General features: G+C 62.2%; 23 protein-coding genes. 2 read left to right on the forward strand and 21 right to left on the reverse strand.

Annotated features, from left to right (window positions below):
• Positions 1-24: 24 nt before the first annotated feature.
• From LDN90_RS11115 to LDN90_RS11125, 3 genes are all read right to left on the reverse strand, one after another.
• Complete coding sequence (locus tag LDN90_RS11115; protein WP_223949103.1) at positions 25-774, reverse strand: GAF and ANTAR domain-containing protein; 750 nt, start codon at positions 772-774, stop codon at positions 25-27.
• A 65-nt stretch (positions 775-839) separates the two neighbouring features.
• Complete coding sequence (locus tag LDN90_RS11120) at positions 840-1052, reverse strand: hypothetical protein (protein WP_216923562.1); 213 nt, start codon at positions 1050-1052, stop codon at positions 840-842.
• A 719-nt stretch (positions 1053-1771) separates the two neighbouring features.
• On the reverse strand, positions 1772-2647 hold the full coding sequence (locus LDN90_RS11125) for an NmrA/HSCARG family protein (protein WP_223949104.1): 876 nt from the start codon (positions 2645-2647) through the stop codon (positions 1772-1774).
• A 316-nt stretch (positions 2648-2963) separates the two neighbouring features.
• Between LDN90_RS11125 and LDN90_RS11130 the strand changes: the two genes are divergently transcribed.
• Entirely contained in the window at positions 2964-4634 is a 1671-nt protein-coding gene (locus LDN90_RS11130; RefSeq protein ID WP_223949105.1) for an FG-GAP-like repeat-containing protein, read from the forward strand.
• A 207-nt stretch (positions 4635-4841) separates the two neighbouring features.
• Positions 4842-5192 (forward strand): VOC family protein, encoded by a 351-nt coding sequence (locus tag LDN90_RS11135; protein WP_223949106.1) that lies wholly within the window; start codon positions 4842-4844, stop codon positions 5190-5192.
• 69 nt (positions 5193-5261) lie between these two features.
• Here LDN90_RS11135 and LDN90_RS11140 read toward each other — a convergent pair whose 3' ends face one another.
• The 18 genes from LDN90_RS11140 to LDN90_RS11225 form a co-directional block, all read right to left on the reverse strand.
• The gene (locus LDN90_RS11140; protein ID WP_223949107.1) at positions 5262-6968 is read right to left on the reverse strand and encodes a SulP family inorganic anion transporter; all 1707 of its coding nucleotides are present in this window, start codon (positions 6966-6968) and stop codon (positions 5262-5264) included.
• On the reverse strand, positions 6965-7348 hold the full coding sequence (locus tag LDN90_RS11145; RefSeq protein WP_223949108.1) for a metalloregulator ArsR/SmtB family transcription factor: 384 nt from the start codon (positions 7346-7348) through the stop codon (positions 6965-6967). Before LDN90_RS11145 ends, LDN90_RS11140 begins: the two co-directional genes overlap by 4 nt.
• A 112-nt stretch (positions 7349-7460) precedes the next feature.
• Positions 7461-8330: a universal stress protein gene (locus LDN90_RS11150; RefSeq protein WP_223949109.1), complete on the reverse strand. Its 870-nt coding sequence runs from the start codon at positions 8328-8330 to the stop codon at positions 7461-7463.
• A gap of 40 nt (positions 8331-8370) precedes the next feature.
• Positions 8371-8757: a hypothetical protein gene (locus tag LDN90_RS11155; RefSeq protein ID WP_216923603.1), complete on the reverse strand. Its 387-nt coding sequence runs from the start codon at positions 8755-8757 to the stop codon at positions 8371-8373.
• Positions 8758-8759: 2 nt separating this feature from the next.
• Positions 8760-9248 (reverse strand): GyrI-like domain-containing protein, encoded by a 489-nt coding sequence (locus LDN90_RS11160; protein ID WP_223949110.1) that lies wholly within the window; start codon positions 9246-9248, stop codon positions 8760-8762.
• Between the two features lie 126 nt (positions 9249-9374).
• The gene (locus tag LDN90_RS11165; protein WP_223949111.1) at positions 9375-10541 is read right to left on the reverse strand and encodes an ABC transporter permease; all 1167 of its coding nucleotides are present in this window, start codon (positions 10539-10541) and stop codon (positions 9375-9377) included.
• Positions 10538-11710: an ABC transporter permease gene (locus tag LDN90_RS11170; protein ID WP_223949112.1), complete on the reverse strand. Its 1173-nt coding sequence runs from the start codon at positions 11708-11710 to the stop codon at positions 10538-10540. Before LDN90_RS11170 ends, LDN90_RS11165 begins: the two co-directional genes overlap by 4 nt.
• Positions 11711-11712: 2 nt before the next feature.
• Positions 11713-12681, reverse strand: a complete 969-nt coding sequence (locus tag LDN90_RS11175; protein ID WP_216923606.1) for an ABC transporter ATP-binding protein — start codon at positions 12679-12681, stop codon at positions 11713-11715.
• A 15-nt stretch (positions 12682-12696) separates the two neighbouring features.
• Positions 12697-13167: a pyridoxamine 5'-phosphate oxidase family protein gene (locus LDN90_RS11180; RefSeq protein WP_216923607.1), complete on the reverse strand. Its 471-nt coding sequence runs from the start codon at positions 13165-13167 to the stop codon at positions 12697-12699.
• The gene (locus LDN90_RS11185) at positions 13164-13676 is read right to left on the reverse strand and encodes a hypothetical protein (RefSeq protein WP_223949113.1); all 513 of its coding nucleotides are present in this window, start codon (positions 13674-13676) and stop codon (positions 13164-13166) included. Before LDN90_RS11185 ends, LDN90_RS11180 begins: the two co-directional genes overlap by 4 nt.
• A 9-nt stretch (positions 13677-13685) precedes the next feature.
• Positions 13686-16397, reverse strand: coding sequence for an HAD-IC family P-type ATPase (locus LDN90_RS11190; RefSeq protein WP_223949114.1), 2712 nt, complete (start codon positions 16395-16397; stop codon positions 13686-13688).
• 18 nt (positions 16398-16415) lie between these two features.
• A complete protein-coding gene (locus tag LDN90_RS11195; protein WP_223949115.1) occupies positions 16416-17372 on the reverse strand; it encodes a polysaccharide deacetylase family protein in 957 nt (318 codons plus the stop codon).
• Positions 17369-18820, reverse strand: coding sequence for a DUF4389 domain-containing protein (locus LDN90_RS11200; RefSeq protein ID WP_223949116.1), 1452 nt, complete (start codon positions 18818-18820; stop codon positions 17369-17371). Before LDN90_RS11200 ends, LDN90_RS11195 begins: the two co-directional genes overlap by 4 nt.
• A gap of 2 nt (positions 18821-18822) precedes the next feature.
• Positions 18823-19587, reverse strand: a complete 765-nt coding sequence (locus tag LDN90_RS11205) for an ABC transporter permease subunit (RefSeq protein ID WP_216923611.1) — start codon at positions 19585-19587, stop codon at positions 18823-18825.
• Positions 19584-20576 carry an ABC transporter ATP-binding protein gene (locus LDN90_RS11210; protein WP_223949117.1) on the reverse strand — a complete coding sequence of 331 codons (993 nt, stop codon included), beginning with the start codon at positions 20574-20576 and terminating at the stop codon, positions 19584-19586. The genes LDN90_RS11205 and LDN90_RS11210 overlap by 4 nt, the downstream gene beginning before the upstream one ends.
• A 1-nt stretch (position 20577) precedes the next feature.
• A complete protein-coding gene (locus tag LDN90_RS11215) occupies positions 20578-21024 on the reverse strand; it encodes a universal stress protein (RefSeq protein WP_216923613.1) in 447 nt (148 codons plus the stop codon).
• The gene (locus LDN90_RS11220) at positions 21024-21491 is read right to left on the reverse strand and encodes a flavodoxin domain-containing protein (protein WP_216923614.1); all 468 of its coding nucleotides are present in this window, start codon (positions 21489-21491) and stop codon (positions 21024-21026) included. The genes LDN90_RS11215 and LDN90_RS11220 overlap by 1 nt, the downstream gene beginning before the upstream one ends.
• A complete protein-coding gene (locus LDN90_RS11225; protein WP_223949118.1) occupies positions 21488-21817 on the reverse strand; it encodes a DUF3040 domain-containing protein in 330 nt (109 codons plus the stop codon). The genes LDN90_RS11220 and LDN90_RS11225 overlap by 4 nt, the downstream gene beginning before the upstream one ends.
• Positions 21818-21823 lie beyond the last annotated feature (6 nt).

The following is a 21823-nucleotide window of genomic DNA, read 5'->3' on the forward strand; positions in this document are numbered from 1 at the left end:
AGATGCGTGCTTCCAGTGTTGGCCTTAATCGTCGAAATGGTTTACGGGTGCCGTGGTGGTGCCGTTGCGTTCGGCGATGATGCTCCCGGCGACGTCGTGGAGTTTTTGGTTCCGATTCTGGGATGCCTGGTGAAGGAACGCGAAAGCTTCTTCCTGGGTGCAGTTGTTCTCGGCCATGATGATCCCGGTCGATAGATCGATGACGGTGCGGCGGGCCATGGCGGCTTTGAGATCTTCGGTGAGCAAATCAGCTGTGGCGATCCGCAACGCCAGCCGCAACGCCTGACCGGCCATGTCCGCGAAGACCATGGCTTCGTTCACTACGTCCTTGGTGAAGGCCCCCGCTTCGGGGGCGAAGAAATTCAGGGCCGCTGAGGCGTCGTGGCCCAGCTCCAGTGGTGCCGCGAGGACACTACGCGCACCGGCCTCAGCGATAGTGCTGGTGTACTTGGGCCACGGATTATCGGCGCTGGTGTCAGCCACCACCACTGGCTGGCCGGTTTGGAGTGTTTCCAGGGCTGGGCCGTCGCCCAGGCCCTGTTCAATCCCATCCCAGAGGATCGCCTCGTCGCTGCTCCCGGCCAGGGTCACGGCCCGCTTCCGGCGCCATAGAGTGACTGCGCATTCGATCCTGATCTGCGTGGCGCGGCTTAAAGTCGCAGCCGCACAGCGCGTCATTCCGTCCAGAAAGGACTTGACGTCATCGGTACCAGCGATGAGTTGGTGAAGTCGCTGGAAGTTTTCGTGCTGCTCCTCAGTGTCCACATCCAGCATTGTAGAAGCGGGTATTAACCGGGGCAAGACGGATGAGGGGCCCTTTTTTGGTCCGGGATTTCGCTTCAGTTCGGGGCGCTGATTTCCTCGACGGCGGCCTCCAAAGCCAGCTTGTCGGAGGCGCTGAAAGGTGCCAATCCGTGGACATAGGCGTCCAGATCCAGCACATCGGCGTTGCCGCCCATGCTCCAGAACGAGACCCAGAGATCGTTGACCGTCGTGCTGGTGGTGTCCAGCACGGCAAGCGCGACCCGACGCGCTTCCTCCACAACGCCCATGCTAGGAACTGCTTCCCCGTCAAAGCAAGAGAAACCGCACTTCAACACCGCTTGCCAGCTCAAATGCGCGCTATTAAGAAGCGTCCTTGTCGGAATGCTCCGTCAGCGGCGTAAGGCGCTGGAACATCAAACGCGTGAATCTCTCATCCGATTGCTCCCATGTCTAACGCCGATAAGCGTCGTCCTGTCGTCGTGCCGGTGCGGAAGGTCCTGTCATGATGCTCGGTGTCGCTTCGTGCCATCGAGCAGGCAATCTGCGGAGAAGGCTGCCCCAACCAACGGTATCTGCCGAGTGGTGAATATCTACCATGTATATAGAGTCCACTACTAGTCGTCATGTGTGGAGCGGCCACGATCCCGGCCCCGGGAGCTTGTCAGTTGAGCTGCGGGCCCAAACACTTAGTCCTGGCTGCTGAAGGCGGCGTCGAAGCTGGTTTGGTCGTGCTGTTTCCCAGTGGCTGGCGGACGAGGAACATACCTCCAAGTCAGCGTTGCTCTTGCAGGGGGCCGAGCGGGTCCTGCAGCGACACGCGCGCCGGCGTGAGATCAGTGAGGGCCTGGATGTCGTCGTGGGCCATGACGCCGAGTTGCTGACCCGCCTTGAGGACGCGTGACCGTGTACCTCGACATTGAGGACGCCTTGCACGTAGCCAAACGCAACAAGCAGCCGGCACAAACAACTACCGGCTTTGTAAGCACTGCCGCCTGCTCAGCACCGCTCACTTTGGCCGTTGTATCAGCCATTCCATAATCGTCCGGGCCTCGGGCAGGATCTCGCGCGTTGCCTGCGTACTCATGTCGAACTGCCCGGTCCGCAGCCATCGCCACATGGTGGTGAGGTCCTTCCCGACGAACCGTTCAAACAACTTCTCCGGCATTGGCAACCCACGGGGCTTTCGTCCGGTCCGTTCCTGCCATAGAGTGCGGCACTCGTCTATTGACCGCACGTCCGACGCCAGTCCCAGCACCGCCCCGCTCCACCGTTCGGGGTCGGCGAACATCCGGGCGGCGATGGCACCCAGATCGTCAACGCACAGCCAGCCCAGCGGCCGGGTGGGGCCCATCAGCTTTGGCATCAGGTGCCAGGTGGAAAACTGTGGGTAGTAACCTTTGTCCGTCATCAGTTCCATGAACGCCATCGGCCGGAGCACGGTGAGTGGCAGTCCGAGTTCGCGAAAGCGCCGGGCGATGACCAGCTTTGAGTCCCAGGAGCCGACGCCTGTCGGCTGGTCGCTGACTCCTGCCGCCCCGTACACCACATGGCGTATGCCCGCTTCAGCTGCGGCCTCCGCCACGTTGCTACCTTGCCGGACTTCGGCGTCGATTCCACTGGTCATGGGATTCTGGACGTTGAAAAGCCCGTAGGCCCCTTCGAACGGTGTCCGAAGAGAGCCGGGATCCTCGGTGTTCGCCTGCTGGACCTCGGCGCCGAGCGCGCGCAGGGCCTGCGAAGCGTCGCTGGACGGATTTCGGGTCAGGGCGCGCACCTGCCACCCGTCTTTGAGGAGGTGACGGACCACGGCCGATCCCTGCCGGCCGGTCGCACCGACCACTGCCACCACACCCGGAGTGCCCCTGCCCGAGGAAAAAGCCATAGCTTAGTATCCCATTCGGGCCGAGGATTTGACCTGGCACGGAAGGAACAGCCCACGCCCCGTCCGGGCGGATGAGAGCGACGGTCACGTGAGCTTCATCCGCCGCCCCGGCGGCCGGAGCGGATGGCGCGGGTGGTCGCGACTGGACAAAAAAGAGAGTGCGGACAATGTCCACACCTTCCACCTCAGGCTGCGTCGTCAGCCACCGGACTGTGCCGAGTTCCGCATATTTCCGCCACTTCCCAGCAATGACGTGGCTGGGACTCGCGTTCGAGTCCCACCTCGGGCACGGCAAACCGGCTGTAATGTGAGCCACATGCGCAGGTATCTGGCTCGTATCGGCATCGCCCTGGTTATCGCCCTCACGTTCGTCGCCGCTGCTGCTCGAGGCGGTAGCCTTGCGATGGCAGCTCCAGAGGTGAGCGACTGGATTGGGGTTGGCGACTCCGCGTCCGCGGTTGCCTACGACCAGACGACACGGACACTTTTCGTGGGCGCAGACGGAGCCATCTCCGTTCTGAAGGACGGTGTCCCGATGAGCAAGATCGCCGTCGCTGCGAAGTCTATGGCCGTGAATCCGGTGACGCACACGGTGTACGCGCTCGAATCAACACGCAACGCCGTCGCGGTCATCGATGGAACAACCGTGACGGCCACTATTCCGATTCCTGAGGGGTCGCAGGATCTGGCACTGGACCCAGGCACCGGCAAGATCTACATCGCCAGCGGAATGGTGGGTGTGACTGTCATTGAGGGCGATAAGGTCACTGGCACGATCGCCTTGAAGGATGAGGGGTACGTGTGGTCGATCGCTGTGGACAGCTCCACGCACGCCGTGTACGCAGGCAACTATTCCAAGGCCACGGTTTCGGTCATTGTCGATGGTGCCGTCACGAAAACCATCCCGGCGGCAAGCGGTTGGTCTATTGCTGTCGATTCGGTAACCCATGACGTTTACGTTCCAGGCGAGTTCAACAAGAAAGTCCTAGTGATCAACGGCGGAGCGGTGGTGCGGGCGATTGATGTTCCCTTTCCACGGGATGTTGCGGTGGATTCATCAACCCACACCGCGTACGTGGCAAGTCCCGATCTCCACACGGTTTCCGTAATTCATGGCAGTGCGGTGTCCTCTCTAGTTTCGTTTCACAAACCCGGTCGACCCGTGGTGGACCCGGTATCACACTCTGTCTATGTCCCCTCGCCGGTCGGAGCAGTAGCGGTTATCCGGGACCCTTCCAACCGGGACTTCACCTCGGACGGTCGAATTGACGTTTTGGCCCGTGACGGCAATGGAGGGCTTTGGCTTTACCCCAGCAACGGTTCTGGCGGTTGGTTTGCCTCTGGACGCGTTGGCCAGGGCTGGAACTCCATGACAGCCATCATCGCCGGGGGTGACTTCAACACCGACGGTCGGGCCGACGTGTTGGCCTGCGACTCTGCCGGGTTGTTGTGGTTATACCCGGGGGATGGGGATGGCGGCTGGCTTCCACGTTTTCAAGTGGGGCAAGGCTGGCAGTCGATGACGGCCCTTGCCGGCGCGGGGGACTTCGACGGCGACGGCTTCCCCGACGTCCTTGCCCGGGACCCCGGCGGAGACCTCTGGTTGTATCCAGGCAACGGGACTGGGGGTTGGTTCCCCAGGAGCAAAGTCGGTCAGCAATGGAACGGCATGACGACGATCCTTGGAGCCGGTGACCTGAACGCGGACGAGGAGCCTGATGTCCTGGCCCGGGACTCGGCAGGTCTGCTGTGGGTATACCCCGGCGACGGTGCCGGCGGTTGGCTTCCCCGGTTCCAGTCAGGGCAGGGCTGGAACGTCATGAGCGCCATTATGGTCCCGGGGGACTTCACCGGGGATGGCCGGCCCGACCTGCTTGCACGGGACAGCACCGGCATACTTTGGCTCTATCCGGAAGCCGGCGACTACGGCTGGATGCCTAGAATCCAGGTCGGCCAAGGCTGGAACGTCATGAACGCCATCATTTAAGCCCCCTCGGGCACGTGTCGTCACTGGTCACCGTGAGAGTCGTTTATTTGCATGTTTTTGGAATAACATCCCGGACTTGACATGACGCGGAATGGGGCGAGCGGGGGAGTGCCCCGTACACGCGTGTCCCACTTCCAAGGACGTACGGCTGTGACACGCAAGCAGTCATAGGTGAGTGATGTGATCGGCTCCCAATATGCTCGGTTCATGATCGGGAGCGTTGATGAAGTGGTCGTTGACTGTCAGAACCCTGCCGCGCTTGCGCGGTTTTGGTCGTCGATTCTTGGTGGTACACCCGTACACCGAAGTGATGACTGGTCGTATATCGACCCGCCGGGCTGGACGCGGCTAGCCTTCCAACGGGTACCTGAGGTGAAGCAGCTCAAGAACCGGCTGCACATTGATGTCCTTGTGAAGGACGTGGCGCAAGCTTCCGATGAGGCTGCTGCCCTTGGCGCTGTCAGGGTTGGCGCGATTCATGTGGATGGTCCTGGGACCTTCCAGGTGCTCCTGGACCCAGAGGGCAACGAGTGGTGCGTGGTCCGCCCAAACACCTAGTACCCATTTGCGCCCCGCCTGTCGTGCGGGGGAATGGGGCGGCACCGACTAGGCGCTGACACACCTTCTTCATTCGTCGGTGGGGCCTGAGGTGGGGGCCGGGTTGGATTCAAGGGCCGGGCCGTGGGTTCGGGTGGCACGCGCGGTGGCCGCGCGGGCGACGTGGCTGCGTGCGTGCTCCACTGCCGGGGCCAGTTCGGTGAAGAGGTGTTTGTGGTGGCGCAGGGATTCCAGGACTCCTACCCGGGTGAGGAGGCGAAGGTGGCGGTCCTGGATGCCTTTGATGAGGACGGTGATCCCTCGCCGTTCAAGGGCATTAACGATCTCGGTGATGACCCTGGCACCGGTCGCGTCCAGGGTCTGTAGCTGTGACATGCGGATGATGACGACGTCGACGTTCTGGATCGCGCTGACCCGGTCCAGGACGCGTTCGGCGGCGGCAAAGAAGAGGGCTCCGTCGAGCCTGAAGATGGCGATATGCTCGTCCCCGTCGTGGACCGGGCCGGGGATTTCCTCCCGGTGGACGCCGCTGGAGCGAACCAAGGAGCGCAGGGCAAAGAAGGAAGCGACGGCGATGCCGATCTCCACGGCCTCGATCAGGTCAAAGGACACAGTAATGAGCGCGGTGACGAAAAACACGACCGTGTCCGCCCTGGTCGATCCGATCACGGCGCGCAGCGCGGCGGGCGAGACCATGCGGGTCGCGGTGACCATCAGCACCCCTGCAAGGGCGGCAAGCGGAATGCGGGAAACCGGGCCGGTGGCCAGGTACACCACGGCCAACAGGAGGAGGGCATGGGTGATGGCGGCCAGGCGTGTCCTGCCGCCCGAGCGGATGTTCACCGCGGTGCGGGCGATGGCTCCGGTGGCTGGCATGCCACCGAAGAAGCCGGACGCCACGGAGGCCAGGCCCTGGCCCAAAAGTTCACGGTCCGCGTCGTAGGGGCCCGTATCGGAGATCGAGGCGGCAACCCGCGCCGAGAGTAGAGACTCGATCGCCGCGAGGGCCGCAATCGTCGCCGCCGGTCTGGCCAAGGTTGCCAGTGTCGCCCAGTCCAAGGAAGGAATGACAGGGGAAGGCAGGCTCTGGGGCAGGATGCCGATCCTCGCCACCGGAAGATCCAGGACTTGCGCCGTGACACTGGCCACAATAATAGCGATAAGAGAGGCGGGAATCCGGGGATGGATCCGCGGTGCCGCAACCATGATCAGCACCACCACCGCAACTAGCGCGGCCGGAGCCAAGGCAGAGGCAGCAGAAACTGTTCCGAGGGCCTGGAAGGCCGAGACTGCGGCATTGCCGCTGGACCCGGAACCAGACCCGAACGCTGCGGGAACCTGCTGGAGAAAGATAATCGCGGCGATACCGACCGTGAACCCCTCAATCACCGGCCAAGGCAGCAACGTAACCACCCGGCCGAGCTTGAGCAGCCCCGCAGCAAGCACGATCACCCCGGCCATGACGGAGACCGCCGCCAAGGCGCCGAGCCCATGAGCGGCGATGACCGGGCCAAGGACCACGACCATGGCGCCCGTGGGTCCAGAGACTTGGATATTGGACCCTCCGAATAACGCCGCGATCACGCCCGCAACGACGGCGGTGATCAGGCCGCTCGCCGCGCCCGCGCCCGAGCTGACCCCGAATGCCAACGCCAACGGCAGGGCTACGATGCCCACGGTGACACCGGCAACCAGATCCCCCTTCCAGGTGCGCGGGAGTTCGGCATAGTCTTGCCGGCCAGGCAGCAATGCCAAGCCTGCGGCGAAAACCTTCACCGCGTGCTGGCTTCAGCAGCGGACCCGCGGGACACTTCCTGGGACGACTCGAGCTGATCCCGCGTCGTGCGCAGCATGTCGTTCAGCAAAAGCCTCGCCACCGAAAGCAGCTCGGCGACCTGCGGATACGCCAGCGAATAGAACATTTGCAACGCCCGGCGCTCACCTGTGACCAGATGATAGCGGCGCAACACCATCAAGTGCTGGGACAGGTGCGAGGCCTCCAGTCCTGTTGCAGCCAGCATCTCCGTCACCGACACCTCAGGGGCAGCCGACAACAACTCCAGCACCCGGATCCGGACCGGATGGGCCAGACCCTTGAACAGATTGGCCTTCACCTCATACAAGGGCGCCCGAAAATCCGAAAAGGTTTCCACCATTGACTCCTTGTTCGCCGCATCTGTATTTGACTATTTTATGGATCCATCATTCAGGATTGCAAGCGCGCGAATCGGATTATTGACGAGAACCTGGCATCAGGACCCGCGCAGGCTAGTCGCTCTCCGTAGTGTGTGCGGGTGGGATGACGATGGTGGGGCAGGGCAGATGAGTCAGGACGCCATGGACAGTCGAACCAAGCAACAGGCGGGAGAATCCTCCACGTCCGCGGCTTCCCACAACGAGCAGTCGTGCATTGGCAGCTGCGTCCACCAGGGCCCGCACTGGTTCCTTGTGAGGTTCCGAAACCCTGTTGATGGCCAGGTCGGGATAGGAGTTGCTCAGTCCGGCCCCCGTTTCAGATAGCACAATGCGCTCCTGTTCGCTGATCAACTGCCTGAGTTCCGCGGGCGCCAAACCGGCATCCGCGACCGGATCAGGTGCGTTGTAAGCATGGAGCACAGTGAGTTCCTGGCCTTCGCGATCCGCCTCTGCGGCAGCGAAGGCAACGGCCCTGAGGGAGTGTTCCGAACCGTCCACGCCAACCACGATTCCGTGCCTGTCCTCATAGTCGTTTGCAGTCCCGACGACGGCCACGGGCCCCGAGGAGGCGCCCGCTATCTGCAGAGCCCGGTCTGTCATGGAACCGCCAAGATGGGGGCTTCCCGAACCGATGACCATCAGGGAGGTCTTTCGGGCGTAATCACCAAGGGCCGCCGCCACACTTCCGGTGAGTAGTTCCGTGCTTGATTTGACGTCGAAACGCTGACCTATGCGGGCCGCCGCAGCCTGAAGCAGTTTTTCGCCGGTTTGAGCGAGGGACGCCCTCCAGGAGCCGGGTTCTACAAGCCAGCGATCATCCACGACATGAAGGATTACGAGAGGTGCATGCTGCTTTTCGGCGCGCCGGCCAGCCCAAACCAGTGCGGCCTCGCTTTGGGTAGAGTCCTTTACGCCGACGGCGATCGTGTGGTCATTGCTCATTGTTGTTGCCTGCTTTCGTCAAGTTGCAATCGACAGCCGTTCAGGCCATTTGCCTCGAGGATTCCAGAATCCGGAGGTGGCATGGAACCCTCGCAGGATCCGCGGCCAAAGGCAGCATGCCGGTCCTGGAGACCTCCTTGAGTTCCTCCAGTGCCTCGGTCGTTATGCCGGCAAGGCTAAGATCCACGGAGATATCGACGCCGGGCACGGCTGCGTTGACCCGGCGCACCACCGCGAAGATGACGGGGATGCTCTGGCTGGTGATATGTCCGCGGACAATGATGCCTGCAGCCGGATAATCTGGCTCCAACTTGACCACCATCTGCAGTTTTCCGGTTCGTTGGGCCTGCCCCCGGTGAGCGTCGGATGGGTAACCCTGATGGAATCCGCGGTCACTCTTACGTGGTTTGTCCTGTCGAATCGCCATGGTCAGCCTGCCCGCACTTCTCCGACCACGGGCCAGACGACGCGTGTCTGCCATTTGCCGGGGTCCGGTTCCCTTTCCGGGTCACTTAGGTAGAACTCCCACATCGTGTCCGAGGGCGTCATTCCTTCAGCACTCATCCGCTCGAGGATCAAGGCGTATGTCCTTTCCAGCGTGTCATAGGGACCCTTGTGGACGGCCTCGAAAGCGTCTGCCCCCGGCAGCAGGCCACTGATGACGTCCCCGGCAGCGGAGAAGTCCGGGGTCACGGGAAACCCTGCCTCAACATCCACTGTGTCGGTAGGCATGCCGTGGTACAGGGCAAAAGGAGGGCCTGTGGGGCTGGCGTGCTGGGCCTGGGCAGCGGCCATGACAGCACCGAAGGCACGGCCGAAGAACTCTGTCAGGTTGGCCATTGGCACGCGTTCGCGGAGCACCGCGGTGGGCTGCTCGGATGTCTTAATCATTCTCGGTTGCGGATCGATGGTGCTCATGTCTCCAGATTTCCCTGACGGTGCTGCAAACGACAGGGCCGAAGGACTCTAAAACCTAAGCAGTGGACGCCAGTCCTTGGGATGACCCGTCGAAAAAGGCCACGGCATCGGGAGGAAGATCCGGGGTCACAGCGCCCGGCCCAGGCTTCGAAGCAAAATTCGGGCGCCCACGGCCAGCAGGACCACTGCCAATGCAACCAGGACACCCACACTTGGCATGATGTCGGCCAACGTTCCATCATGCCTTTGGATGTCAGCGAGCGCCTCATAAGCCCAGCGATGCGGCGTTAAGCTGGATATCGTGTTTAGCGGTTCGGGGAAGAACTCGGGCGGCACCATGCACCCGCCCAACCCGGCCAGTACCAGGCCCGCACCGATACCCAGACCTGTCGCCGCGCCGTCGTGATCCAGCAGTGAACCGATCACCATCGCCGCTGCGGCGGCCACAGCGCTGAATGCCGCCAGCACGAGGGCAGTGAGCCATAGGTTGCCCCAATCGACGCCGAACAGGAGGGCTGTCCCGATAAGGATGTAGATGCCCTGGACGACAGCGATCCCGAACCTGCCCAGCGCCAGGCCCGAGACCGCTTGGCGGGCCGACAACGGTGCTGCCAACGTGCGTGAAACAACGCCCAACCGCCGCGCCTGGATAAGCGCGACAGCTCCCGTCAGGGAACTGAGGAAAATGAACAGCAGCAGCTGCTGGGTAGCACCGAGGTCAAATTGCCCGAGTCCCCGGAATTCCTGGGAAACGTCGCCGGTATCCACCAGATCGATGGTTGGGGCATGGACCTGCTCCTTTGACCGCTCCAGCGCGGCACGCGCTGCGTCGCCCGTCAGCCCTGCCTTCATCAAGGCTGACAGTTGGCTTTGCCTGGAACTGACGATTTGGACGGATGCCCTCACCTTTTGGAGGGCCGCTTGTCCGGAGGCTTGCGATGCGGTCAGTACCTCCATGTGTGCCTGGACACCGTCGTCGAATGCTTGTGCCGCTTGCTCGCTGATGAAGAGCCCGACGTCGGTCCTTCCTCTGCTGATTTCCTCGCGTATCGCTTGGGGAGAGCCCGAATAGACCTGCAAACGATCTGAGGTCAGCTGTTCAGCGAGGGCCTTTTCCAGGGTGGTTCCCGCTCCACCCGCTATTGCTACACGTGTCGATGCGGCGCTGGATCCGAACTGGGACCCCAACAACAGGATCAGGAGCAACGGGAAGATGAAGACAAAGAAGATGTTCGACCGATCCCTCAGGAAACGGCGAACTTCCAGGCCGGCTATGGCTGCAACGGGGCTCATGCCGCTGCCCCGCGGTCAGGCAGGAAACGGGAAGCCAGAGTGCAAACCACCGCGAATCCCCACATGACAGCCAGGGGTGCGCCGATTTCAGCTATGCCCCCACCACCTGCGGATATGCCCAGCCCCCGGATGAATGCACCCACCGGATTCAGGTCCATGATCGCGGCCATGAAGCCCGAGGACTGGATGGGGAAGAAGGCTCCACCGGCGATGCCCAGCACCATGGCAAGGATGGATTGGGCTACGTTCGCCTGTTCGGCCGTACGGACCAGCCGCGCAACGATGAACGTCAGGCTGGTAGCGGCTGCCGAAACCCCGGTTACCAGGAGCGCCACGATCAGTGGTGAACCGAAGTTCACGCCGAAGAGGAAACTGCCGCTGGTGAGCAAGACAGCGCTGGCCACCACACCAAGCAGAAACCCGACCACCGCCTTTGCCGTGACGACCGTCCATGACGGTGCGGTGGTTGACCTTATCCTTGCCAAAGTTCCCTGCTCCCTCTCGGTCAGGAGTCCCAGGACTCCAAAGCCCACAGTAAACAGAAGGAACAGCCCTGTTTGGCCGGCCACCAGGCTGGCACGCAATGAGAGCTGCTCCGCCGGGGCGAATCCTTCTGCCAAGGCGAGCTGCGGCGGTCCGGCCGCGGACGTCCTGCCTGTTTCGGCCGCCTGTTCAGGGGAAAGCCCGGCGATCCGGCCTGCGATCGCGGTAACGGAACCGGCACTGAACTGGTCCACTATGCCGGTGACCACTGAAATCAAGACGCTCGTCTCCAACGGGGAGCCATTGCCCTCGATGAGGCGGATGGTGGTTTCCTCACCTGACGTCACAGCCGTGGTGAAATCCTCCGGAATCATTATGCCCAGCGCGGCGCCGCCATTGCGCGTCTCCGGGCTGACTTCCTCGGCAGGCACACGGTGGATGGAAACGTCCATTGTCTCCAGGGAGTCGAGACTGTCCAGCAGAATGCTGCCGAGTTGTCCGTTGTCTTCGGACGCTGCAACGACCGTTGCGGGCTGTAGTTCAACGCTGTCGTTTCCCAGCCGGCCGAAGGTCAAACTAAGGACGCCCATGAGGGCCAAGGGAACCAGCAACGAGAAGATGAGCACGGTTTTGTCCCGGAGCCGCTGACGGAAGTCGTTTCCGACCATGGTCACGAGGGCTCTCACGATCAGTCCCTCAGGGCCTTGCCGGTCAAGTGAAGGAAGACAGACTCAAGGTCGGGGCGGGTTAATTCCACCGAGGTCACTGCCATGCCGGCGGTGGCGGCGTTCGTGATGATTGAGGCCAGGAGGGCGGGACCGTCCGTGACGGTGAGGGTCAGCCCTGAGAGTCCCCCTCCGCTGACCTGTTGGACGCCCGGCACGGTTCTTAGGGACTCTGCGGCTGCGACCATCCTTCCGGTGCCGATCAGGTTGATCCGGTCCACGCCTCCAGTCAGGGTGATGAGTTCATCCCTGGTTCCTTCTGCCTGGACCTTGCCTTGGTCCAGGATGGCAATCCGATCGCATAGCCGCTCAGCTTCCTCCATATAGTGCGTGGTGTAGAGGACTGCCGTTCCCTCCGTGGAGAGTTGCGCCACAGCTTCGAGGATCGAGTTCCGTGACTGCGGGTCCACACCCACGGTGGGTTCATCCAGGATCAACAAGAGGGGGCGGTGGAGCAGACCGACACCTATGTTCAGGCGTCGCTTCATTCCGCCGGAGTATTTCTTGGTCTGTTCGCGTGCCCGCTCGCCCAATCCAAGGAGGTCCAGGACTAGGGCCACCCTTGACTTCAGGTCTTTGCGGCGGAGGCCTTGTAGCCGTCCGAAGAAGTTCAGGTTCTCCTCAGCCGTCAGGTCCGGGTAGATTGCGAGCTCCTGGGGCACAAGCCCTATATGCCGTTTGGCTCCTAGGCTGGACGGGCCCATCCGGATGTCGGTCACGTCTACTGAGCCGGAGTCGGGGGGAAACAGCCCGGCCACCATGGAAATGATGGTCGTCTTGCCCGCGCCATTGGGGCCCAGTAGCCCGTATGTTTCGCCGGGCCGGATCTGGAAAGAGACGTCGTCGACGGCGGTCAGGTCACCGAACCGCTTGACGAGGTTGCGCGCCGTAAGAGCCGTTCCAGTGAGAGGGGGTGCGGGTTCCCGCTCCATTGATCCCGGCCGGACTTATTCCAAGCCGGCGCGGGTAGCGTCGTCGAGCCGGGTTTGCAGCGACATGGGAGCCGAGAGATCAAACCGCCTGCCGGTGATGGACTGGGGAACTACCCGGTAGAGGAAGTCCTGGCCTACTCCTTGCCATGGGAAGAGAGAACGCCTGACTTCGTCCAAGGCGGGACCGCCCGACCCTGCCTCCCCGGCAACTCCTTTCACTACGACGCTCCAGGCCATGCCGAACTCGGCGCTTACCGAGTCGGCTTCAAGCGCGACGACGGCGTCGTCTTCCATGGCCTGCTGCTTGGTCCCCATTCCGGTCCGAAAGACGATTGTCCGGTTGTCCACGGCGAAATTCACCGGAAAGATGTCAGGGTGGCCATCCACGATCACGGAGAGACGCCCAACATTCGTTTCACCTAGAAGCCTCCAGCAATCATCGGCTTCGAGTACTTCTGCCTCAGGCACTATGTTCTTGTCGGTCATGCGGCGATCCTACGGCGGCACGGTTGCGCCCAACAGGGCCCAAAGTCCTGCCGCGCGGTCCGTCCTGTCCCACCCCCCCGCATACCGTTTTGCCGGCCAAGTCCAGGAACGGCACCAAGGAGAAGGAGCAGCAGTCCCAGTTCTGCGAGGCCTGCACCGAAGTAGACGGCTTGCAACGCGCTGAACGGTATCAGGGACATCTGCACGAAGATCCATACCAGGATGGAGTAGGCAGCGATGGTGGTTGCCGGACTGGCCAAGGAACTGCGCCTGAGGAGCAGGACGAAGGCAGCCGTATGGAGGCCGCCCACGACGCATGCGAGCAGGATTCCGGGAACCAGGTATGTGCTGAAGGGAGAGCCCTCCAGGTACTCAGCCGGCAGTTGTATCTCGGCGGGCAGACCGAGGCGTTCCGGACCCAGCCAGGATCCAAGCGCCAGGGCCGCACCACCGGCAATGGATGTCATGGCTACAAAGCCAAGAACGATCAGAAGCAGCACAATGGTCATTTCTTCCTCCTAAATGATGTTGCCACGAAAGTGCTTGTCCAATGCCACAACCAGGGACGCCAGGAGGGCGACTCCGAGAATGCGCAGCCACGCTTCCCATGACAGGGGAGCAGAGTGGAACACGTCGTTCATGGACGGCAGGTAGGTAAGTGCCGCTTGTCCTGCTGCTTGGATGACAACACCCACAACAAGCCAGTGGTTGCTGAAAAGGGGCAGCTTCCACACGGAGCGCGTCAGTGACCTGCAGCTGCACAAGTAGAAGAGTTCCACCATGACAAAGAGATTGACGGCTGACGTGCGCGCCTCATCGAGCGTGGATCCATGGGTTGTCTCGAATTCGAAGATCCACCAGGTACCACCCACGAGGAGGACGGAAACAAGCAGGATGCGGAGCATCAGGGTCCAGGTCAGCAGGGACTGGCCCGGATCCCGCGGAGGCCTGGACATGAGACCGGGTTCCTTCGGTTCGAAGGCGAGCATGAGCCCAAGGGCAACAGCCGTCGTCATGTTGATCCACAAAATCTGCGTCGGCAGGATTGGGAGCGTCGAGCCCAGGACAATGGCCACCAGGATGACCAGGCCTTCTCCCATATTGGTCGGGAGGGTCCAGGTGATGAACTTAACCAGATTGTCGAAGACATTCCGGCCTTCCTCGACTGCGGCTTCGATGGTCGCGAAATTGTCATCGGTCAGCACAATGTCAGATGCCTCCTTGGCGACTTCCGTTCCTGACCGGCCCATAGCGATCCCGACGTTGGCCTGCCGAAGTGCGGGCGCGTCGTTAACGCCGTCTCCTGTCATGGCGACGACGTGCCCCTTGTTTTGCAGCGCATCGATAAGGCGCAGTTTCAGTTCCGGCGATACCCTTGCGAATACTGACGCCTTGTCCGCCGCGGCCGCCAGTTCTTCCTCGCCCATGCCTTCAAGGTCGGTGCCCGCAAGGGCTCTTTTAGGGGTTGTTACGCTGTCAAGACCAACGGCTTCGGCGATAGCGATGGCGGTTCCAAGGTGGTCGCCCGTGATCATCTTCACGGCAATGCCGGCGTCCCGGCAGGAGCGCACAGCACCTGCGGCTGCAGCCCGCGGAGGATCGTACATCGCCTGAAACCCCGTAAACACGAGTCCTTCAAGCGGTGTCGTGGCGTCGATTTCCGGTGCTCCGGGCAGGCGCTTCATGGCTGTTGCCAGTATCCGGAGGCCACGTCCGGCAAGTTCCTCAGCGGCCTCGCTGATGGTCCGCCCGTCGAGCGGCATGGAGCTGCCGTCGCTGCCCATGTGGCTGGAAGAAAGTTCCAAAACACGTTCAAGGCTTCCTTTGACCAGAAGCAGGCTGCCCGTTTCCGAGGCAGCGTCCTTATGGAAACTTGCCATGTATTGGCGTTCGTGCGTGAACGGGAGGGTGCCCTGCCTGGGATTGCAGGAAATGAAGCGCTGGATATCCACCCCGCCCTTGCCCGAAACCACGATCATGGCCGCTTCTGTAGGGTCACCCCGCACATGCCACTGCCCATCTTCCTGGAAGACTGCGGAATCGTTGCAGACAGCACCGGCCACAAGGCACCAACGTAGCGCAGCGTCACCGGCGGCCGCAGGAACTGCAGGTTGCACCGGGGAAGGAGCCGCGATGGCTCCCGCAGGACCATATCCGGTTCCTGTGACCTCATAGTGGCAGGAGGGCGTCCTTAGCGCGGTCACTGTCATCTGGTTCTCAGTAAACGTGCCGGTTTTGTCCGAGCAGATAACTGTGGTGCTCCCCAAGGTCTCCACCACAGGAAGCCGACGGACCACTGCACGTCGGCGGGCCATCCTTCTCACTCCAATGGCCAGCGTCACGGAGACGGCAGCTGGCAGTCCCTCGGGTATGGCGCCGACCGCCAAGGCGACAGCGGCGGTAAACATTCCGGCGGGATGTTGGCCCCGGACCACGCCAATGATGAAGGCAAGCGCAGCCAACGCGAGGATTGCCACAGTGAGTCTCATGCTGAATGAGGCCAGTTTGTTGGTAAGGGGAGTGGGTGCCGGAGTGACCGCCCCCATGAGCCGCTGGATCGCCCCGAGTTCCGTCTCGCCGGCAATGGCGACGACGATTCCGGAGCCGTTGCCGGTGGTGACCAGGGTACCTCCATAGAGCATGTTGCGGCGGTCGGCCACGGGTGTGGTGAGCGGTAGGACGACCTCGTCTTTGCTCACTGCCTCGGATTCCCCCGTCAGGGCGGACTCGTCAACGCGTAGACCGGAAGCACGTACCAGCCGGATGTCCGCGGGAACCTTGTCGCCTGCTTCCAGCAATACGAGGTCTCCCGGCACCAAATACTCGGAGGCTACCTCCATGCGTTGGCCCCCTCTGACCACGACGCTGCGCGTAGCCACAAGAGAGCGCAATGCCTCCAACGCCGCCTCTGCACGGACTTCCTGGATGAGTCCGATCACGACGTTGACGATCACAACTCCAAGAATGACGCTGGTGTCCACAAACTCACCGAGAACCAGGGTCACGATGGCCGCAGCAATCAGCACATAGACCAAGGGATTGTTGAACTGACGGCCCGTGGCGCGCAGAATCCCGCTTCGGGCACTGCGCGGGAGCACGTTCAGTCCGTAGGCTTGCCTCCGACCCGCAATTTCATCAACCTTGAGGCCGCGAAACGCGTCGGCTTCCAGGAGCAGCACTACCTCATGGGCGCGCAGGCTGTGGTGGGCTGTCTGGATGCCGTTCTTCATCGGGGCGCATCCTTTGGACTAGCCGGCCAAGAGCGCATCGAGGGTAACGAAACCAAATCCGGCGGACCGTGTCCCTTCAATGACTAACGGCAAAGCGTCTGCATCCAGGGTGCTGCCGTCGTCGGGATTCGAACCAATATGCATGAGGACGATGCCGCCCGGCTGCAAACCCCCCAAGACCCGTTGGAGTACGGATTCACGGGTCATGCCGCCGCTGGTTCCCTGCCATCCGAGGGTGTCCACGCTCCAACGCACGGGCACATAGCCGAGGCCGTTGACTGTGTTGATGGTCCGGGCGTCCCTGTCTCCGAAAGGGAACCGGAAGAAGGGCCGGGGTGAACCACCTGCAGCAACGATGGCCGATTCGGCGCGTCCGATTTCGTCGGCGATTATCGGGTCCGTGAGCTGGGTGAAAGCCGGGTGGGTCATCGAATGGTTGCCCAGGCGATGCCCGGATGCCACTATCCGGGCCACGCCGTCCGGATTGGCCGCTGCCCAGGTTCCTGTCAGGAAGAACGTCGCCCGGACGTTCTCCCGCTCGAGCGTGGACAGAATGCTCTGAAGTCCTGCCGCATTGGCACCGCCGTCGAAGGTCAAGGCGATCTGTTTTCCTGCTCCTGGAATCGACGTGATGTCCTGTCCAAGGAGGGGCTCTGGAAAGGGGAGGGCAGGCGGCGCGGCCGTCGTGGTTCCGGGAACGGTGGGTGACGGTTCCGGTGGGGGAACCAGAGATGGCTCCGTGGTTGGTGTCGTGGTTGGTGTCGCGTCGGGGGTAGGAGGCGTAGGACTGGCTGGGGTACTTGCCGCATCTGGCTCGGGCGATGCAGTCTGCGTCACGGCGCCCGGAGATCCGTTTGGCCTCAAGCTGATCATCAGCGTCAGGCCGGCCGCAATAACCGCCAGGGCAACCAAAAGCACGACGGCGACCATCCGCCGTCGAGCCTTACGCCTGGGCGGCAGGCCGTTCCCGGTCACGGGTGGCCGTCCTGTTGGTTTGGATCCGGAGCCCGGGCCACGTACGGCTCATCAGGTCCCTGGTCAAGCCGGAATGGAGGGTACTCGTCACGCATGAGCGCGCCGTAGGCAATGACGCGGAACACCCATCTGTTCAGGCCCATGATGAAAGCAAAAAGAGGTTGGGGATACCTGCCGGTGAACAGCAGCATCACCAGGGCAATAAGCACCAGCAGGGCAAGCAGCGACAATCCTCCGCCGCGGTCGCCCACCACACCGGCGGGTCCGTCCTGCGAGCGCCACGACCACGTCGCCGTGCCAGTCATGGCTCCGACAATGAGCAAGTGCGGGATGAGCAGGAACCAGGACTTGATAAGGACAAGTCCACGGGAAAGACGCTGCGGATAGTCGATGTCCAGGTCAGCAGGGTAGTTGGCAGGTGCAAGTGTGAACGGTGGGTATTGATCCGTTCCGCCTGCAGCGTAGGCGTAGAAAGCCACACGCCAGGTCCACCGCAGGACGCCCACGTTGAAGTGGAAGAGTGACTGCGGGTACCGGCCCGTGAACAGAATGGCAAACCACGCGATAACGGTGGTCACCGCGAATGCAAACCAAAGGAAGAACAGCACGAAGAAATGCGGAATCGCAAGGAACCATTTGACCAGCCATATCCAACGTGCCAAGGCCGGATCCACATGGCCTCCCAAGCGAACCGGATAGACAATGGTCCCTGCGGCTCCCGGTTGTTGCCCGGCGACGAAGGGTGCCTGCTGGGGCACTGGCGATGTGGCGCGGCCGTGCCTGCCGAGGCCTACGGCGCCTGCTACCAACAACGGCACGCCCAGGACGAGGGCCAGAGTCCCGGCGAGCAGCAGGCCCGTTGCCGCAGGCTTAATGAGCTCTGATCGGAAGCCTGCCTGGAGATCGGCGGAAACACCCTCACTTGCATCGGCATTCATGACGACCACAGTCCAGCTGCCTGCGGATATGTTCCATGTGAGTTCCTGTTGTCCCGGACCGGAAGTTGAGGCGGCCCACATGGGTTGACTATCGGGTGAGGCCGGAGTTGACGACCCCGGGATGTCCCGGTAGACGGGGCGCAAGGGCTGGAACTTCACTTCCTGCAGCTCCGTATAGTGGACTCCCTTCAGATAGGTATCAACATCGGATTGTGGCGCGATGCCGATGAAAACCCGGCCGTCAGGTTCGGCCGGCGTTGCCCTGAGCCTCAGTGTGCCAACGTCGAAGGGGAGCCTTTCAGGGGTTCCTTCGCCGATGGCATCCAGGTGTGGAGAGACCAACGCGTACGATGCCACGGTGTAGCGTTCCGTGCGCGAGGTGAAGTAGCCCTCATCGCCTTGGCCCGAGGCCAATAAGGCAGCCGCTGCCCCTCCAGTGGTGACGACGAGTCCCAAGAGTGACAAAACGATGCCGACGACGAGCATTGCGATTGAGGCTGGTTTCGTCATCGCTACAGTTCTTTCCTTTTGAAAGCCAGCGTGGCCAAGGCGACAGCGGCCGCTATGCCAGCGAGCCCGGTGATCACAGGCCAGACCGGCGAAGGATGTGCTTGATCCGCCGTTATGGCGGCTGCCAGACCGGGGACCCCTGCCGGAGAATAGCTCGCCAACGGGTCCCATGCTCCGCCCACTGCGAGGAGGGCATACAGGCCAAGTCCGGCCCCGGCGGCCCCTGCCGGGGCCGGAATCAAGACCGAAAAGAGTTCCATAAAGGCGAGGATCACCAGTGTGAAGAGGAGGAGCAGGAGCGCCGGGCCCCAGAGCCGGCCGGCGGGTGCGTCGCCAAACACCAATTGGGTGACCAGCCACGTTGCCAAGGTGCCCAGGCCAAACGCGATGGCGAGGAAGAGCCCATGAACGGCTGCCTTGGCAGTGATGAACGTGCTTCTGCGCACAGGCTTGGTGAGGACGAAAGCGGCGGTGCCTTCGCGGACCTCGGTGGAGACCATTCCGCCGTACATGATGATGACGGCGAACAGGATGATCTGGGACAGGTTCTTGACCCATTGCCCGTAAGCGTCGGCAAACGTTGCCGGGGGAAGCGTGATCGACCCCGGGGTCCCGGCCGTAAGTGATCCCAGGAGCTCAGGAGTGATCCGGGCCAGGGGCGGGCCGGTGACGGCAAAGAAGATCACCATCGCGGGAAGCACCCATATACGCCACGTGTGTACTATCTCCTGGGCTTCCTTCCGGGCGAGGACTGGGAAGCTGTTCATGGCACCGGTTCTCCAACGAGTTCGAGGAAAATGTCTTCCAGGCTGATCTCGGCGCTTTCCAGACGCACCAAGCCGGTACCTTGCTCACTGACCAGAGCGGGGATCTCGTGCTGGGCTGCAGCCACATCCGATACGCGCGCGAGGATTTCCCCCCGCGGACCGGGGCGCACCGATATGGTCCACTTCCTTCCGGCGATTGCTTGGGCGAGCCTCTCGGCTCCGGTATTGACCTCCACTGCGATTGTCTGTTGTCCATGCCTGGACCGAAGCTCGTCCATTGAGGATTGGGAGAGGACCTTGCCCTTGTCGAGGATGGCCACTGAGTCGCAAACACGCTCCACATCGCTGAGGATATGGGTTGAGAAGAACACCGTTGTCTGCCCCCGCAGCCCGCCGATGAATTCCAGGAGTTCCCTTCGTCCGCCGGGGTCCAGCGCGCTGGTGGGTTCGTCCAGCAAAAGTAGCCTGGGGGCGTTTATCAAGGCCTGCGCCACACCCAGACGCTGACGCATTCCCCGTGAGTACTTCCCGATTGCCTGGTTGTTTCCCTTCAACCTCATAAAGCCCAACAGCTCCTGGACCCGATCGGCAAGAAGTTTGCCCTTGAGCCCGCACAGCCGGCCGGCGAGCTCAAGGGTTTGGGAAGCTGTCATCCAGTCGTAGAAGGCCGGAACGTCAGGGAGGTAGCCAACTTCGCGACGGACCTGGGGCGCTTCGGCGCCGACGTCCATGCCGAGTATCCGAAGTCCGCCGGATGTAGCACGGGAGAGGCCCGTCATGATGCGGAGCAGTGTGGTCTTTCCTGCGCCGTTGGGGCCAAGGAAACCGAAGATCGAGCCTTCAGGGACGCTCAGGTTGACCGCGTCGAGGGCAATTTTGCGTCCGAAGGCTTTGCTCAGGCCCGAGCACTCAATCACCGCACGTGGGCTTGCCGGTTCAGGAGCCGCAGGCCTTTGGGCTGGAAGCCGCGTTTTCTGGTCCGGTTCCATGTCAGGTGGCGGGTTCGCGTGAATGGACGACGACGACGGGACAGTGGGCGTGTGCGACGACTGCGGAACTCACTGAACCAAGAAGGAGGCCACCAAAGCCACCGTGTCCACGGCGGCCGACGACAACGAGCGCTGCATGCTTGCTGCCTTCCACCAAGGCGGCCCGGGCCGAGCTTTGAACTAGCCGTGTACTGACGTTCTTTGGCAAGTCCGCCCCGAAAGCCTCCTTGAGGGCATCCGCCACGTGTTGCTCGGCATCATGGGCAAAGCCGTCTATGCCCATGGCCAAATAGCCTTCGTATCCCAACGGAAGCTCCCAGCAGCCCCATGCCTCCAGAGGGGCATTGAGTGCCAGGGCCAGATGCTGGCCCTGGCGCAAGGCTTCTACCGACGCTTTGGAACCATCGACACCGACGATGATCTTGCTGGGGTCCAAACGACCGGCCATCAGGCGCTCCTTCTGGTTGCATGGGATTTCATCTGTGCAAGAAGCTCCCCGCCCCAAGTCCGTGCGCGCTCAGTCTCGCCGGCCAAAAGGGGGCCTTCCGTCCCTTTGACGTAGAAGGGCGTGGGCTGGCTGACCAGCGTTGCGCCGGCCTTTTTCAGTTGCTGGGAGATCTTTTTGGCTGCATCGCCGTGGATGAACAACTTGACTCTGGTGTCGAAGGAAGCTGCGAGAATCCCGGAAAGTCCCTGGGTCCCAAGAGCGGCCAAAACTTCCAGGGTCTTGGGCGTTGGCCGCCAGCCGTTGATGGGGCTCCCCACGACCAACAGGTCGCCAACCGAAACGTCCCCGCGGCCGAACTTTCCGACCGGCATTGTCCTTGCGTTGGTCGTTCCCAGACCGGCCGCCACGGCCTCCGCGATGGCCTTCGTATTCCCATAAGCGGAGTCGTAGACAACGACTGCTTTCATGGTGTTTCCCTGTCTCTTCCCTGGTGGAGCCTCGTGGCCGCGGTTTTCCTGCGGGCGGGACGGGCATCCATGAAGAGCGTTGCCCAGTAGGTGCCACCGCCCATCACCATGAAGCCGGTTATTCCGAGCACTGGTTCACCCAGCGCGACGCCGGCCAGCAGCAAGGCCAGTCCTGAGAGACCGACAAGGGCTCCCCGAATGGCGTACTTCCAACGGATTCGTCCCAGATCTTCCATGCTCATGAGGGTGGCCAGCCTGGGGTCGTCTTCTTCGAGTCCCCGCGCGATCTTGTCCAATTCCAGCTTCTCGAAGTTGGATAGTTCCATGGTTTT

Source organism: Arthrobacter sp. NtRootA1, from assembly GCF_019976975.1.
In the GTDB taxonomy this organism is placed as follows: domain Bacteria; phylum Actinomycetota; class Actinomycetes; order Actinomycetales; family Micrococcaceae; genus Arthrobacter; species Arthrobacter aromaticivorans.

Bases quoted from the DNA above. Each gene is read 5' to 3' on its own strand.
- LDN90_RS11115 (WP_223949103.1), bottom strand. From the start codon at position 774: ATGCTGGATGTGGACACTGAGGAGCAGCACGAAAACTTCCAGCGACTT.
- LDN90_RS11120 (WP_216923562.1), bottom strand. From the start codon at position 1,052: ATGGGCGTTGTGGAGGAAGCGCGTCGGGTCGCGCTTGCCGTGCTGGAC.
- LDN90_RS11125 (WP_223949104.1), bottom strand. From the start codon at position 2,647: ATGGCTTTTTCCTCGGGCAGGGGCACTCCGGGTGTGGTGGCAGTGGTC.
- LDN90_RS11130 (WP_223949105.1), top strand. From the start codon at position 2,964: ATGCGCAGGTATCTGGCTCGTATCGGCATCGCCCTGGTTATCGCCCTC.
- LDN90_RS11135 (WP_223949106.1), top strand. From the start codon at position 4,842: ATGATCGGGAGCGTTGATGAAGTGGTCGTTGACTGTCAGAACCCTGCC.
- LDN90_RS11145 (WP_223949108.1), bottom strand. From the start codon at position 7,348: ATGGTGGAAACCTTTTCGGATTTTCGGGCGCCCTTGTATGAGGTGAAG.
- LDN90_RS11150 (WP_223949109.1), bottom strand. From the start codon at position 8,330: ATGAGCAATGACCACACGATCGCCGTCGGCGTAAAGGACTCTACCCAA.
- LDN90_RS11155 (WP_216923603.1), bottom strand. From the start codon at position 8,757: ATGGCGATTCGACAGGACAAACCACGTAAGAGTGACCGCGGATTCCAT.
- LDN90_RS11160 (WP_223949110.1), bottom strand. From the start codon at position 9,248: ATGAGCACCATCGATCCGCAACCGAGAATGATTAAGACATCCGAGCAG.
- LDN90_RS11165 (WP_223949111.1), bottom strand. From the start codon at position 10,541: ATGAGCCCCGTTGCAGCCATAGCCGGCCTGGAAGTTCGCCGTTTCCTG.
- LDN90_RS11175 (WP_216923606.1), bottom strand. From the start codon at position 12,681: ATGGAGCGGGAACCCGCACCCCCTCTCACTGGAACGGCTCTTACGGCG.
- LDN90_RS11180 (WP_216923607.1), bottom strand. From the start codon at position 13,167: ATGACCGACAAGAACATAGTGCCTGAGGCAGAAGTACTCGAAGCCGAT.
- LDN90_RS11185 (WP_223949113.1), bottom strand. From the start codon at position 13,676: ATGACCATTGTGCTGCTTCTGATCGTTCTTGGCTTTGTAGCCATGACA.
- LDN90_RS11190 (WP_223949114.1), bottom strand. From the start codon at position 16,397: ATGAAGAACGGCATCCAGACAGCCCACCACAGCCTGCGCGCCCATGAG.
- LDN90_RS11200 (WP_223949116.1), bottom strand. From the start codon at position 18,820: ATGACGAAACCAGCCTCAATCGCAATGCTCGTCGTCGGCATCGTTTTG.
- LDN90_RS11205 (WP_216923611.1), bottom strand. From the start codon at position 19,587: ATGAACAGCTTCCCAGTCCTCGCCCGGAAGGAAGCCCAGGAGATAGTA.
- LDN90_RS11210 (WP_223949117.1), bottom strand. From the start codon at position 20,576: ATGGAACCGGACCAGAAAACGCGGCTTCCAGCCCAAAGGCCTGCGGCT.
- LDN90_RS11215 (WP_216923613.1), bottom strand. From the start codon at position 21,024: ATGGCCGGTCGTTTGGACCCCAGCAAGATCATCGTCGGTGTCGATGGT.
- LDN90_RS11220 (WP_216923614.1), bottom strand. From the start codon at position 21,491: ATGAAAGCAGTCGTTGTCTACGACTCCGCTTATGGGAATACGAAGGCC.
- LDN90_RS11225 (WP_223949118.1), bottom strand. From the start codon at position 21,817: ATGGAACTATCCAACTTCGAGAAGCTGGAATTGGACAAGATCGCGCGG.